10 protein-coding genes and 1 pseudogene are annotated in these 14,206 nt (G+C 60.3%); 5 read left to right on the plus strand and 6 right to left on the minus strand.

All coding sequences use genetic code 11. The annotated features are described in order from the left end of the window. Positions 1-206: 206 nt before the first annotated feature. The 6 genes and pseudogenes from HQL56_12190 to HQL56_12215 all read right to left on the minus strand — a co-directional run bounded on the left by HQL56_12190 (position 207) and on the right by HQL56_12215 (position 8,758). The gene (locus tag HQL56_12190) at positions 207-2,987 is read right to left on the minus strand and encodes a PAS domain S-box protein (protein MBF0310277.1); all 2,781 of its coding nucleotides are present in this window, start codon (positions 2,985-2,987) and stop codon (positions 207-209) included. A 23-nt stretch (positions 2,988-3,010) separates the two neighbouring features. Continuing rightward, positions 3,011-3,964 (minus strand): hypothetical protein, encoded by a 954-nt coding sequence (locus HQL56_12195; GenBank protein ID MBF0310278.1) that lies wholly within the window; start codon positions 3,962-3,964, stop codon positions 3,011-3,013. A 42-nt stretch (positions 3,965-4,006) separates the two neighbouring features. Next, positions 4,007-4,633, minus strand: a pseudogene (locus HQL56_12200) (DUF3365 domain-containing protein). Between the two features lie 326 nt (positions 4,634-4,959). Beyond that, positions 4,960-5,397, minus strand: a complete 438-nt coding sequence (locus tag HQL56_12205; GenBank protein MBF0310279.1) for a response regulator — start codon at positions 5,395-5,397, stop codon at positions 4,960-4,962. Then, positions 5,381-7,177, minus strand: coding sequence for a hypothetical protein (locus HQL56_12210; GenBank protein ID MBF0310280.1), 1,797 nt, complete (start codon positions 7,175-7,177; stop codon positions 5,381-5,383). Before HQL56_12210 ends, HQL56_12205 begins: the two co-directional genes overlap by 17 nt. Before the next feature lie 564 nt (positions 7,178-7,741). Continuing rightward, entirely contained in the window at positions 7,742-8,758 is a 1,017-nt protein-coding gene (locus HQL56_12215) for a glycosyltransferase family 39 protein (GenBank protein MBF0310281.1), read from the minus strand. A 352-nt stretch (positions 8,759-9,110) separates the two neighbouring features. Between HQL56_12215 and HQL56_12220 the strand changes: the two genes are divergently transcribed. The 5 genes from HQL56_12220 to HQL56_12240 all read left to right on the plus strand — a co-directional run bounded on the left by HQL56_12220 (position 9,111) and on the right by HQL56_12240 (position 14,175). Then, a complete protein-coding gene (locus HQL56_12220; protein MBF0310282.1) occupies positions 9,111-9,275 on the plus strand; it encodes a hypothetical protein in 165 nt (54 codons plus the stop codon). A gap of 38 nt (positions 9,276-9,313) precedes the next feature. Next, positions 9,314-9,850 (plus strand): cytochrome C oxidase subunit II, encoded by a 537-nt coding sequence (locus HQL56_12225; GenBank protein MBF0310283.1) that lies wholly within the window; start codon positions 9,314-9,316, stop codon positions 9,848-9,850. Positions 9,851-9,872: 22 nt separating this feature from the next. Then, the gene (locus HQL56_12230) at positions 9,873-11,600 is read left to right on the plus strand and encodes a cbb3-type cytochrome c oxidase subunit I (GenBank protein MBF0310284.1); all 1,728 of its coding nucleotides are present in this window, start codon (positions 9,873-9,875) and stop codon (positions 11,598-11,600) included. A 513-nt stretch (positions 11,601-12,113) separates the two neighbouring features. Continuing rightward, a complete protein-coding gene (gene cyoE / locus HQL56_12235) occupies positions 12,114-12,998 on the plus strand; it encodes a protoheme IX farnesyltransferase (GenBank protein MBF0310285.1) in 885 nt (294 codons plus the stop codon). A gap of 262 nt (positions 12,999-13,260) precedes the next feature. Continuing rightward, entirely contained in the window at positions 13,261-14,175 is a 915-nt protein-coding gene (locus tag HQL56_12240) for an SCO family protein (GenBank protein MBF0310286.1), read from the plus strand. Positions 14,176-14,206 lie beyond the last annotated feature (31 nt).

Below are 14,206 nucleotides of genomic sequence, written 5' to 3' on the forward strand. Positions count from 1 at the left end.
GTTCAAAGATGGGGGGATGAGGCCCCCCCTTGCCCCCCCGCGGTCCGCAGCGGGTTGTCCGGTTCGTGCGGGTGGTGGTTTGGTGCGCTTTCTTTTTATGCTGCGGACCGCGACGGCCACGTCAACACCTCGGGGCTCCGCCCCGAACCCCGCCGGGGGGGATAATCCCCCCCGGACCCCCGTATGACTGAATAGACCACGGAACTCTACATCCCAAGAGGATTGCGGTTCAGGCAATCACTCCCCCTCCGCTCGAACTGCGCGATCACCTCCAGCAGGCGCTGCTTCTTGATCGGTTTGCTCAGATACAAATCACACCCCGCCTGCCGGCTGCGCTCCGCCTCCCCCTCCAGAGCATGAGCCGTCAAGGCCACGATGGGCAGGCGCGGCAACCCGTTGCGCTCCTCCCACTCCCGAATGGTGCGCGTCGCCGTATACCCGTCCATTACCGGCATCTGCACATCCATGAACACCAACTCGAAAGCGCTCTCCTGAACCAGTCGCACCGCCTGCTCCCCATCCTCGGCAAAACACAAACGATGCGGCGTGCGTTTCAAAAAGGCCCGCAACAACATCCGATTGTCCTCCGAATCCTCCACGAACAACAAACGCAACGAGGCCTGCATCGCGGTATCGCCACAAACCCCGCGCTCCTCGCGAACCTCGGGCGGATCGGCCTGCCGCAACGGCAGCGCCAGATGAAAGGTGCTGCCCCGCCCCAACTGACTCTCCACCCAGATGCGCCCCCCCATCAACTCCACGATGCGCCGCGACAGCGACAACCCCAATCGCGTCCCCCCGTAACGCCGGGTGATGCTGGTATCGGCCTGGGTGAAACGCTCGAATATCGCCTCCAGATGATCCCCGCCGATACCAATGCCCGTATCCGTCACCTGGATTTGCACGAACCCGGCCTCATCCATCCACCCTCGCAGCCGGATGGCCCCCTGTTCGGTGAACTTGATGGCGTTGCCCAACAGATTGAACAGCACCTGCCGCAAGCGAACCCGATCGGTCCACACCCACTCCGGCGCCTCCGGGGCCACCTCCCAACTCACCGTCAGCCCCTTGCCCCGCGCCACCATCTCCAACGGCGCAATCACCTCGTCCAACAGTTGACGCAGATTCACCGGCTCCTCCACGATGCGGAAACACTCCGCCTCGATCTTGGAGTAGTCCAGTATCTGGTTGATCAGCTCCAGCAGATTGTTGCCCGCCGTCTGCATGCGCTGCACGAAACCCTCCTGATCCGCGTTCAACCCCGAGTCGAGCAGCAGATCCCCCATGCCCACCACCACGTTCATGGGAGTGCGGATTTCGTGGCTCATGGTGGCCAGAAACTCCGATTTGGCCCGATTGGCCGTCTCCGCCTTCTCCTTGGCCTCCAGCAGCGCCAGTTGGGCCCGTTTGTCCTCGGTCACGTCGCGCAACATGAAGATCAGCCACGCCACCTCGCCATCGCCGCCGGTGACAGGATGGAGGGTCCAGTCCCAATAGGTGGTGCCCCACTCGGGATGGTCCGGAAACTCGAAAGGCTTGGCCAGTATCGAATAGGGCTCCCCGGTGGCCACCACCCTGCGGAAGATGGCCTCGTTCTCCGCATGGGGATAGAGTTCGAAGTGGTTCTTGCCGACGAAATAGTCCGCTTCCCGCCCCCCCGCCCGGGCATAGGAGCGGTTGACCCGGATGAAATTGAACTCCCGGTCCAGAAAAACCACGGCCAGATGGGTGGTATTGAAGAGTTTCTCCAGAAATTCGTTGGATTCCCGCAAGGCCTGATAGGTGGTCTCCGCCGCATCACGGGAATCGCGCAACGCGGTTTCCAGCCGCCGCCGCTCGCTGATGTCCCGGCCCACGGTCTGCACCTCCACCAGGTGGCCGTGGTGATCGAACAGACCCCGGCTGACGAAGTGCATCCAACACGATTCACCCGTTCCGGAGCGCATGCTCAACTCCGTGATGCGTTGCGGCTGTTGCCGCGACAGGGTGTTCCACAGCGATTCGAAGCGGGGGATCTCTTCCGCCGGCAGCAGATGGTACCAGGAGCTGCCCGCCAGCTCACACGGGGTGGTGGCGAAAAATCGGGCGAATACCTCGTTGACGAAGAGCAGGGTGCCATCGGGCAGATAACGGCAGATCAGATCGGTCTGCTCCTCCACGATGCCCCGGTAACGCTCTTCGCTCTGTTTGAGGGCGTCCTGAATGCGCCGGCTTTCGGTGACATCGAGGAAGGTGGCCAGCACACCGCCGTCGATGAAGATGCCGGAAATCTGCATCAGCCGCGACTGACCATCGCGGCAGGTGACGCGGTATTCGCCGGGAGCAATGTCGCTTTGGCTCTCCTGGGCCCGGCGCAGGGCCTCTTCCCACTTGTCCCGCACCCACTGCCGATAGCCCGGATCGGGATAGGCCCGATGCCACCAGTGGTCGATGGTGGGCAGATCAGCCAGGGAATAGCCGAAGGCCTGCTCGAAACGGGCATTGATGGCGATCATGACCCCTTCCCGGTTGACGAAACCCATGGGCACCGGGGCCTTGTTGAAAAGCTGACGGAAACGGGCTTCGGAGAGGCGCAGGGCCTTTTCCGCCTGGTGGCGCAGACGACTCTCCTCGGCATCCCGCAAGCCGCGCCGGATGGCCGGCGCCAGGCGGGAGAGGTTCTCCTTGGGAACGAAATCCTTGGCTCCGCTGCGCAGCAGGGCCACGGCCTCCTCGTCCACGATGGCCCCGGAAACCACGATGAACGGGGCCATGTCGCCTTCGGCGAGCCAGACCTCCAGGGCGGCTTCCGCGCTGAAACCCGGCATCTTGTAATCGGACAGCGCCGCATCCCAACGTCCGACCCGCATGGCCTCCCGCATGCTTTTCAGGGAGTCGACCCGATGCAGGTTGGCTTCCAGGTCCTGTTTCTGCAACAGGCGGGTCAACAACCGGAAATCCTGTTCCGAATCCTCGATGACCAGAATGTTCAACCGTGTCCCCATCATCTCGCGATCCTGCCTCTCCCCACTCATGATCCGGGATTCAGGGTGAAGAAGAAGGTGGCTCCGCGCTCCGCTTCCGCCTCGGCCCCGATGCGCCCCCCGTGGCGGGCCACGATGCGTTGCACCGTGGCCAGACCGATGCCCGTACCGGGAAAATCGGCGCCGGGATGCAGCCGATGGAAGGGGGTGAAGAGTTTTCCGGCCTGAGCCATGTCGAACCCGGCGCCGTTGTCCCGCACCTCGAAGACCCGTTCCCCGTTCCGCTCTGTGGCGCAAAAGAAAATGAGAGCCTCCTCTTTTCGGGCGGTGTATTTCCAGGCGTTGCCCAGAAGGTTTTCCAGCAGGGTTCGCAACAGGCGGGTATCGCCGCAAGCGGTCAGGCCGGGGTCGATGCGGCACGCCACCCGGCGCTCCGGCTCCTGGCGACGCAACTCCGCAACCACCTTTTCGGCCAACGCGCTCAAATCCACCGACTCGTGGTACAACTCGCCGCGCGTGGCGCGGGAGAGGCGCAACAGTCCTTCGATGAGGCGGCCCATCTCCTGACTGCTCTCCCGCACGGTACGGAGATTCTCCAGACTCCCCTCGTCCAGCCGGTCGGCGCAATCCTCCAGCAGCGCGGCGCTGAAGCCGTCGATGGCGCGCAACGGGGCGCGCAGATCGTGGGAGACGGCGTAGATGAAGGCCTCCAGCTCCCGGTTGGCATCGAGCAGATCACTGGAGCGGCTGGCCACCCGCTGTTCCAGATTCTGGTTGGACAAGCGCAACTCGTTTTCCAGGCGACGGTGTCCCTCCAGCAGTTGGTTGAAGGCCTCGGTCAGCTCCCGCACCTCCCGGCCCCCTCGTGGAATCAGGTAGGCCCCCGGCAGCACCGGCGGTTCTTTGATGAATTCCACCAGGCGCAGCATGGGTCCGAAGACCTGGGCCCGGAGCACGTTGAACTGCAGGAGGAACAACGACAGCAGCACCGCCGCCAGCATGGTGGAGAGACGCCGGGTCAAATCGTCCGCGTTGGCATAGGCTTCCGCCAGGGGAATGCGAATGGAGATGGCCGAAACCACCTCGCCCACCTGCCGGTTGAAACTGCGGGTGGGACCGAACTGTTTCACCAGATCGCCCGGAGCCTTCTCCGGCTGGCTGTGGCAGCGCAGGCAAGCCTCTTCCATGACCTCGCCGCGACGCAGCACCACGAAAAAGGGTTGCCCCGCCAGGTCGCGGATTTCCGATTGCACCATCAGCTCGGGTTCCCGGTTGAGCCGTCCGATGAACTCCCGCTCTTCGGCGTCGGCCTCGTTTTCCGGACTGCGGGCGTTGATGGCGCACTCTTTATAGTAATACGGCTTTTGGGCCAATTGCTGAAACCAGGCATCGATATGGCGCACCGCGTAGGTGGATGACATCCAGGCGGGGTCGAAATAGTCCCGGTCGGCATGCCCCTCCAGGGCGGCGAAGACGGCGGGTTTGAGTCGTTCGGCGAAATAGTGGTGGGTGGCCAGATTGCGATCCAGCAGGAGACGCGCCTTCTCTTCGGCGTCGCGCAGGGCCTGTGCCTTGACGTGGTGTTCCACGAGGGTCACGGTGGCCAGCCCGGCCAGCAGAAAGAGGCCGCCCAGCAGAATGTTCAGCCAGATGATGGTATTGAAGCGCATGGGGCACCTCCCGCAGACGATATTCCTTTTAATATTTTATCTTTTAGAAATCAAAAAAAGAAAATGTTCTGTCCGTTGACGTTGTCCGTAAATTTGTATCTGTTCAGGTATACGGGGGTTTGGGGGGGATTATCCCCCCCAACGGGTCCAGGGGGCACCCCTGGGATTTTTCCTTTCGCCGTTGACTTCGTCATGTCGCGTTGCACAGGGCCATGAATAGTTACGTAATTTTTTGCTAAATTTTGTCTAGGGCGGCAGAAAAGTCAAAGGACAGAACATTTTCTTTTTTTGATACTTAAAAGATAACATATTGAACGGCAACGGATCTATACCCCCGGAGGCGGTTGGTTGACCAGCAGCCAATAGAGGCCCAACTGGGCCACCGCCTCGGTGAAACGGGTAAATTCCACCGGCTTGCAGACGTAACTGTTGGCCCCCGACTCGTAACCCTGCAAACGATCCTGCTCCTCGTCCGACGAGGTGAGAATAACCACCGGCACCAAGCGGGTCCGCGCATCGGCGCGAATGCGGCGCAACACCTCCAGGCCATCGAGTTTGGGCAGTTGCAGATCCAGCAACACCACCGCCGGCACCTCCGCGACGGAACGCGCGGCATAGGAAGCCCGGGCGAAGAGATAGTCCAAGGCCTCCTCCCCGTCCCGCACCACGACGACCCGGTTGCCCACGCGCTGCAAAGCCCGCAAGGTCAGTTTTTCATCCTTGGGGTTGTCCTCCACCAGCAGGATTTCAGTCTGACGGCTCATGATGACGCTCTCCCGGGGTCAAGGTGAAGAGGAACAGGGCTCCCTGGCCGGGCGTCGACTCGGCTCGGATGCGCCCGCCGTGACGGGCGATAATGCGTTGGGCGATGGCCAGCCCCACCCCGGTGCCGGGAAACTCCCCGGCCCGATGGGCTCTTTGAAACGGCAGGAAAAGGCGTTCCACATGAGCCATGTCGAAACCGACGCCGTTGTCCCGCAGACAATAGGTGGTTTGGCCCGCCTCGACGGCACAGGTGAAGGTGATGTGGCTCACGGGCCGACCGGCGCTGAATTTCCAGGCGTTGTCCAGCAGACAGCCCAGGGCGACGGCCAACAGGTGGGGATCCCCCGAAACGCTCATGCCGGGCGTCACCTCCGAGACCAGCACACGCTGCGCATCCCGGCCACGGCAGTCGGCCAGAATCGATTCGGCCAGGGTGGAGAGATCCACGTTCTGACGGGAAAGTCCCTCGCTGGTGGCTCGGACCAGACGCAGGAAACCCTCGACACACTGCTCCATCTCCCCGGCGCTCTGCAGCGCCAGCTGCAGGAACTCCTTCTCCCCGGCATTCAGGCGGTCGCCCGCCTCTTCCAGCAGGGCGGCGGAAAAGCCGTTGAGGGCGCGCAAAGGGGCGCGCAGGTTGTGGGCGGCGGCGTGGGAGGCGGTCTGCAACTCCCGATTGGCGGCCCGCAACTCCACGGTGCGTTCGGTGACCAGTTGGTCGAGCTTCTGATTGAGCCGTCGCAGCTCCTCCTCCCGGAGCCGGCGTTCCGCCGCCTCCCGTTCGAAGCGGAGGGCCGCCTCCGTCTGCCGCCGCCAGGCCTGATGCAGCATTGAACCGGCAACAAGGGTGAAGAAGCCGAAGAGGCTCACCTGCAGCCCCATGGCCCACGCCTGTTGCCACCACTCGGCCAGAAGGGTGGTGATGGAGAGGCCGACGCTGATGATGAAAGGATGACGGGCCACCCGGCGAAAAGAGGTGGTGCGTTCCACGCCGTCGGGGTCGCCGCTTGCGGTGAAGGTGCCTCCGGCGACGCCGGCCTCCACCCGCTGGCGATAGACCGCCGGCAGGCGGGGGTCTCCCAGATGGCCGGCGATATCCCGTGGTTTGGGATAACGGAAGACCAGGCCCAGGTTCGTGGCCTCGCGCAAGGCGATCAGGCCGTCGTGGCCGATGGCGGGGCGGGAGAAGGTTTGGGCCAGATAGTCCAGGGGGATATTGATGTAGGCCACCCCGGCGAAGGTTCCACCGGCTCCGTTGATGCGCCGCGAGAGGGGCACCACCCAGGTTTTGCTGATGCGGGCCAGCACCGGTTCGGCGATGACCAGCCCGGAGGCGGGTTCGTCCCGTTGCCGGGTGAAAAAGCTGCGGTCCGCCAGATTGATGCGGGTGGAGGCGGTCACCTCGTTGCCGTAACGCACGTTGCCCTCGGCATCGGTGACGCGCAGGCTGGTGATCTCCGGAATGGTGGCCTGGATGCGGGCCATGTGTCGGCCCAGAGCCGACCCGTCGAGGCTGCCGGCGGCCAGTTGCCGTTCCACCTCCGACACCACGGCGACGAGGGCGATGTCGATCTTGTCCAGAACGCCGGCGATGGCGTGTTCCAATACGCTGGCCAGGTTGCGGGTGGTGACCTCCGCCTCCTCGCGATACTGTTGCCGACTCTCCAGCAGGGACCACCCCGCCAGCCCCCAGACGAAGAGGTTGGCCGCCAGCAGAATAACCGTCACCCTGCCGTGGAAGCTGGATTCGGCATTCAAGGTGAACAATGCAGGCCGCATACGTCGTCTCCGCTCCGGGTTCGGGTCCGGAACCGTGGCAACCGATCCGAAAATCACCATGGCCTTGCCATACCCTATCATTATTTTAGTGACAAACCTGTTGGCATTATCAATGACGAATTCGTGACATTATTTGCTCATCACGTTGAATTCACGGGACTTTCTTATCCGGATCCCCATAATTACCATACACTATTCGAATCATTTTGTTAAACACAATCTTGCGGGGAATCTGACTTTTCAGGATATACACCGTGGATTGATTAGCTTAAGTTATTGAATATTTATTTATACTAATATTTCGCCGACAAGACCACTTTCCTGTTGAGTTGTCGACGGGGGTCGCGCATCGTTTTTATTCTTTTTCCTTTTTATACCATGCACCGGAGAACCCGGAGAGGTGCGGCACAAGCCGAAATACGCCGAACCCCGCGTCAAACCGGGAGGCAGCCGGGAAGGATAATCGGAGTAACGGAGACGTGATAAAGCCGATGATCTTTGTTCGATGCGGAAGTTCAGTCAGGCATTATCGGGGTGAAGAATGTCCCGCAGCACCTTGCAACCCTACTCCCGAAGTCGATAGAGCCGTTCCGGCGGGGGAGACTCCAGCAAAAGGGCGATGACGCCGATAAGCGTCACCCGGTCCAACTCTTTCAGACCGAAACGGCGAATGAAGTCCTCATGTTCCAGTTTTCCGTGGCCGTCCAGCAACCAGAATCGGGGTGGCGCCTTCTCTTGCGCCAAACGTTGCGCCAGGATTCCGGCTCTATTGGCCCGAAGCCCGATACCCAGTTGCCGGAAGGAGACGTTGTAGAGTTCATCCGTCCACTTCAAGGCATACAGGAGATAGCCCTGATGCCGTTTTCCCATCTCCCGGGCCATCTCCCGAAACTGCTCCTTGACGGGAAGCTGGTAATAAGGACAAGGCGGCGATGACGCCCGAGTACCGACCACCCGGAGGGCGCGCCCTCGCTGCTGTGGTACGACCCGCAGGTGCCCCAGGAACGCGATCCCCTGGGCCATGACCACGAACAGCCCGAAGTAGTGGGTATAGAGCAGGGCCATCGTGGAGAGAAGATAGCCGGGAGTTCGCTTCCAGAGCGGATCTTTCAGCAGTCGGATGAAGAATAACCAGGAGAGAGACGACAACAAAAACAGCAGGGCGTAGGAGCGGGTCTCCTGGGAGTAGGCGATCAGGAACACGTTGAGGGCGCCGAGCAGGGCGGCGGAGAGGCCCACCCGCCGCCCGGCGACCTCCCGGCCCAGGAAGTACAAGGCCCCGACGCCGCAGACGCCGAACAGCACCGACAGGGCGCGTCCGACGAATTCCGTGTAGCCGAAGGTCCGGTACCAGGCCCTCAACACCACCTGATACAGGGGGGGATGCACGTCCAGCAGGGTGCGCCTTACCACCAGGTTCAGCGGTATTTCCGGGTCGCCGAGTACCGCGCTCTGAAGTTCGTCGTTCCAATGGCTCTGGAAAGTCAGCCCGTGCAGGCGCAGCACCAGGGCCAGCAAGAGGATGGCCGACAACCACCACCACTCCCGTTGACCCGATTCAGGATCTTGCGCCGTTTCCATATCGCATCCTTTTATCCGCCAGGGAAAGAAAGTTACGCCTGCCGGCATCATCGATCACCCGGCCATGGCAACTCAGAGCGTCAAATCCGAGTATATCCTGACCTGAAACGGCCTGACAAGTTGAGCCGGACAACTTCATCCGGGAGCGCCTGTGTGAAAAAACACAGCCGGAGCGAATTCTTGCCCGTTCTTGACACAAATCAATCCTCTTCGAGGCCTCTTCCGTTAGGCTGCACACTGAAAATTTCATCCGACTCCCTCGCCTCGCCAAGCCCATCCGGCCCGGGAAGAAGGTATTGTCGGCCATTCTTTAATCGTCTGCTAAACGTTTGCACCTAAAGGAGGAAAAGGCATGAGAGAGGAGAGGGATCTACCCGGAGGGGAAGAACCGATACCGGTAATGCAGCGTGTGTTGGACAATCCGTTCCTGCTGCTGTTTCTCGGCGTGGTCATGCCCACCGTGTTCTATCTGATCTGGGGCATCATGGAGGTCGTCACCATTCCGATTGCGCCGTGACCGCCTGATCTTCGTCAACTTCATCCGGAGATTTCTTCATGAGCATTACGCCTCCCTCCCACCGTATCTGGTGGAAACAGCCGCTGGATCGCATCGAGGGGATGTGGATCGTCATCGCCCTGTTGTGGTGTTTGATCCTCTTCCTGTGGATGCCTTATTGGCACGTCTTCGGACGCCAGAACCTCTCCAACGAATCGTATCGCACCAAGCCCGAAACCTATCAGGCCAAGGTCGAGAAGATGGTTGCCGCTCACACCGTCCGCAAGGAGGGCAAGGGCGACACGCCGGTGGTGGCTCCGCCTCCGGGGTCCGATGTCTACATGCTGGCCCGTCTCTGGGAATGGTACCCCATTCTCGAACTGCAAAAGGGGCAGAGCTACCGGCTGCACATCTCCTCTCTGGACTGGCTGCACGGCTTTTCGCTGCAGCCCACCAACGTCAACCTGGAGATCATTCCCGGGTATGAGACCGTGATCACCATCACCCCCGACAAAAGCGGCGACTTCGGCATCGTCTGCAACGAATACTGCGGGGTGAATCATCACACCATGCTCGGCAAAATCCACGTGAAGTAAGGAAAAGGGAGAGATCGCCATGATGGGTAGCATGTTCCGGAAGTGTCCCGCTTCCGGGCTCTATTTTCACAAATCGGCGGAGAGCCTCATGAAGGCTCATGCCGTCCTCGGAGTCGTCTTTTTCCTGCTGGGCGGCATCGCGGGCCTGCTGGTGGCCCTGACCCGTTCACCCAAGCAGCATCTGCTGAATGCGGAAAACTTTTACATGGCCCTGACCTTCCACGGCACGGCCATCCTGCTTTTCTGGATCATCTTCTTCGAAATCGCCGTGCTTTACTTCGCCTCCTCCACCCTGTTGCGGGTGCGGCCGGCGACGCCTCTCATCGGCTGGCTGGGATTCATTCTCATGCTGGCGGGTTCGGTGTTGACCACCGTGGCCATCCTGCAGGGCGGCTCCTCGGTGATGTTCACCTCCTACACCCCGATGCAGGCTCAGCCCCACTTCTACCTGGGTCTGATCCTCTTCGCCGTGGGCGCGCTGCTCGGCTGTTTCATCTTCCTCGGCACCCTGGTCATCGCACGGGAAGAGAAGAGCTATGAAGGCTCCATTCCGCTGGTCACCTTCGGCGCTCTCACCGCCTGCATCATCGCCATTTTCACCATTGCCTCCGGGGCCATCATCCTGATCCCGACCTTCCTCTGGTCCATCGGCTACATCAACCACATCGATCCCCTGATGTACCGCACCATCTGGTGGGCCATGGGTCACAGCTCCCAGCAGATCAACGTCTCCGCGCAGGTCGCCATCTGGTACGCCATCGCCGCCATCGTCTTCGGGGCCCGTCCCATGTCGGAGAAGGTCAGCCGTGGCGCTTTCCTGCTCTACATCCTCTTCCTGCAACTGGCTTCCGCCCACCACATCCTGGTGGATCCGGGCATCAGCTCCGAATGGAAGGTCTTCAACACCTCTTACGCCATGTATCTCGCCGTGCTGGCCAGCATGATCCACGGCCTCACCGTGCCCGGCTCCATCGAAGTGGCGCAACGCGCCAAGGGTTACACCAACGGCCTCTTCGAATGGCTGCGCAAGGCTCCCTGGAGCAATCCGGTCTTCTCCGGCATGTTCCTCTCCCTGATCATCTTCGGTTTCGTCGGCGGCATCACCGGCGTGATCATGGGTACCGAGCAGATCAACCTGATCATCCACAACACCTACTTCGTGGTCGGCCACTTCCACGCCACCGTGGCCGTGGGCACCACCCTGGCCTTCATGGCCATCACCTATTTCCTGATCCCCGTCCTCTTCCGTCGGGATCTCTTCCTGCCCGCGGTGGCCAAATGGCAACCCTACGTCTTCTCCGCCGGCATGATGTTGCTGATCATCTTCCAGTTGGGCGCCGGCACCCTCGGCGTGCCCCGTCGTCACTGGGACGTGAACTTCGCCGACGCCCTGTTGCAGTATGAGTTCCAGGGCACCGCGATCACCATGCTGGGTCTGGCCGCCGTCGGCGCCGTCCTGGCCGCCGTGGGCGGACTGATGTACGTCGCCGTCGCCGTGGGCTCTCTGCTCTTCGGCAAGCGTCTCGACTCTTCCGCCAGCATCTTCACCAGCTTCGGCGCTCCCCTGGCGGCTTCCGCCTACGATGTCAAGCGTCCCGAAATGCTGGCCATGGGCCCCGTGCCCGCCCAGACCGCCTCCCACATCCATGCCAACGGCACCTTCGTGATGGCTCTGATCTTCCTGGGCAGTTTCGTGGTCTACTTCTTCATCAACGCAAAGTATCTCTCCACCTTGTGGCCCATGCACTGATACAATGGGGTTGCGGACGATCCGTTCGTCCGCAACCCCAGGCACTCCCGGTCCCCGGACCGGGAGTGGGCTCAAACTGACTTTCACTATTTTGACTTTCAATATGTTATCTTTTAAGTATCAAAAAAAGAAAATGTTCTGTCCTTTGACTTTTCTTTAAGAAATAATCAGTCCGCTCAGGTAACGATTCAGCCCCTGCACAGCGCGGCATGATCCTGTCAACGGCGAAAGAAAAAGTCCCAGGGGTGCCCCCTGGACCCCATGGGGTGGCAACGGCGAAAGAAAAAGTCCCGGGGCGCTGCCCTGGACCCGTCGGGGGCGGGGCGGGATTATCCCCGTATCTCTTGAGCAGATACCCGGTTGGGGTATACTGAAAGAATGAAAGTCAAAGGACAGAACATTTCCTTTTTTTGATACTTAAAAGATAAAATATTGAACAGATGTTTCCGCTTGGCAGCGGCTGTCTCACCCTTCCTCAAAAGAATGAAATTTTTTTCTCCGGAGGCTTGAATCATGCTCGTCAAGGGCTCCCCCCTGTCCGATCTCGGCCAAATGCTGATTCTGCTCAAACTGCGTATCGGCGGGGCCATCGTCGCCTCCACCCTGGCAGGCATGGCCATCGCCGAAGGCCCGGCCCTCTCCCCCGTGCAGATCCTCGTTCTGGCTTTGTCGGTGCTGTTGGCCGCCTCCGCCGCCGGTGGTTTCAACCACTATTACGACGCCGACATCGACGCCGTCATGGCGCGCACCAAAAACCGTCCTTTCGCCACGGGTCGCCTGCGGCGTTCCCCCGGCTGGCTGGTCTTTCTCGGGGCGCTGCTGGTGCTGCCGGTGCTGGCCGTGGCTTGGGCCATCCATCCCCTGTCGGCGCTCTTCGTCTTCCTCGGCGCCTTCTTCTACGGCGTGGTCTACACCATCTGGCTGAAACGCCGCACATGGATGAACGTGGTCATCGGCGGCCTGGCAGGCAGTTTCGCCATTCTGGCCGGATCCACCGCAGTGCATCCCGAAGTGGGGGGCGGTCCCCTGGCCGTGGCCTTCGTCCTCTTCCTGTGGACCCCGCCCCACTTCTGGAGTCTGGCCATCGCCCTCAAAGAGGACTATACCGCCGCAGGCATCCCCATGCTGCCGGTCGTGGCCGGGGTGGAACGCACCGCGCAGGTGGTGCGTCTGGGAGTGGTGCTGGTGGTGCTGGCCTCTCTGACCATGCCACTGGTGGGTTTCGGCTGGCTCTCCCTGTTGGGAGCCGTTCTGGGAGGTCTCTGGTTTTTGCGAGCCAGTTGGCGTCTGGTGGACGATCCCACCCGGGAGAACGCCATGGCCAGTTTCCGCGCCTCGTTGGGGCAGTTGGCCCTCTTCCTGGGCGGTACGGTTCTGGACGTTCAGCTTTTGGGTTAATTGCCACCCTCTTTTGACTTTCAATATGTTATCTTTTAAGTATCAAAAAAAGGAAATGTTCTGTCCTTTGACGTTTTCTTTATTGTCCTTTTAAAACATCTAGTTCGTGGTTATACAATTGATTTTACTGAGTCAATTGTGCGATGGTTTATAAAATAAATAACACACAAACGACAAAGTCAACGGACAGAACATTTCCTTTTTTTGATATTTAAAAGATAAAATATTGAAAGAATGTCGCCTCTCCCCCTCGGAGCCTTGCATGCACACTCGATCCGGTATCTGGCTGCTTGCTATTACCCTGTTCACCGCTCCGGCCATGGCCGCCGCTCCGCACGCTTCTCCGGAAACCCCCGCACATTCGATGGACCACGGATCGGCTCATCAGGAGCCCGCCGACGATCATGCCGGAGGCCATGATCATGGCGCGATGGACGAAGTGTCCACCCCATTCGATCAGAACGAGGCGTTGCGCCTCAGTCAGCAGGCGGTGGGGCGGCAGGTGGGCAATCGCAAGCTGGTGGATGCCAACGGCAAGGTATTCGAGTTGCGGGAGATGTTTGGCAAACCGTTGGTGATCAGTTTGATTTACACGAGTTGCTATCATATTTGTCCGACCACGACGAAGCATTTGGCGGAGGTGGTGGCCAAGGCGCGCAAGGTATTCGGGGCGGATGGATTTCGGGTATTGAGTATCGGGTTTGACACGCGGGTGGACACGCCCCAGGCCATGGGGGCCTTTTCGCGGGCCCAGGGTATTGCAGGGGGGGACAACTGGCGTTTCGTGAGTTTGTCGGCGGAGGAGATGGAGGGGTTGGGAAGGGATTTGGGGTTCGTATTTTATCCCAGTTCCCGGGGGTTTGATCATATGATTCAGGCCAGTGTATTGGATGGGCGTGGGGTGGTTTACCGGCAGGTTTATGGAATGACCTTTGAGACGCCGTTGTTGTTGGAGCCGTTGCGGGAGCTGACTTTGGGGACGCCGAAGCATGAGGATTCGCTGGTGGCGGATTTGGTGCGGCGGGTACGATTTTTCTGCACGACGTATGATCCGGGCTCGGATGCGTATCGGTTCGACTATTCGATATTTATTGGCATGGCGATTGGGACGATGATTATTGGCGGTGGATTCTTTTTCTTATGGAATGAGAAGAGGAAGAAGAAATTGGCCGTTTAGAACTCCTGATTCTTTAGAAGCAAAAAGGGTT

This window comes from Magnetococcales bacterium (genome assembly GCA_015231925.1).
Lineage (GTDB): Bacteria > Pseudomonadota > Magnetococcia > Magnetococcales > JADGAQ01 > JADGAQ01.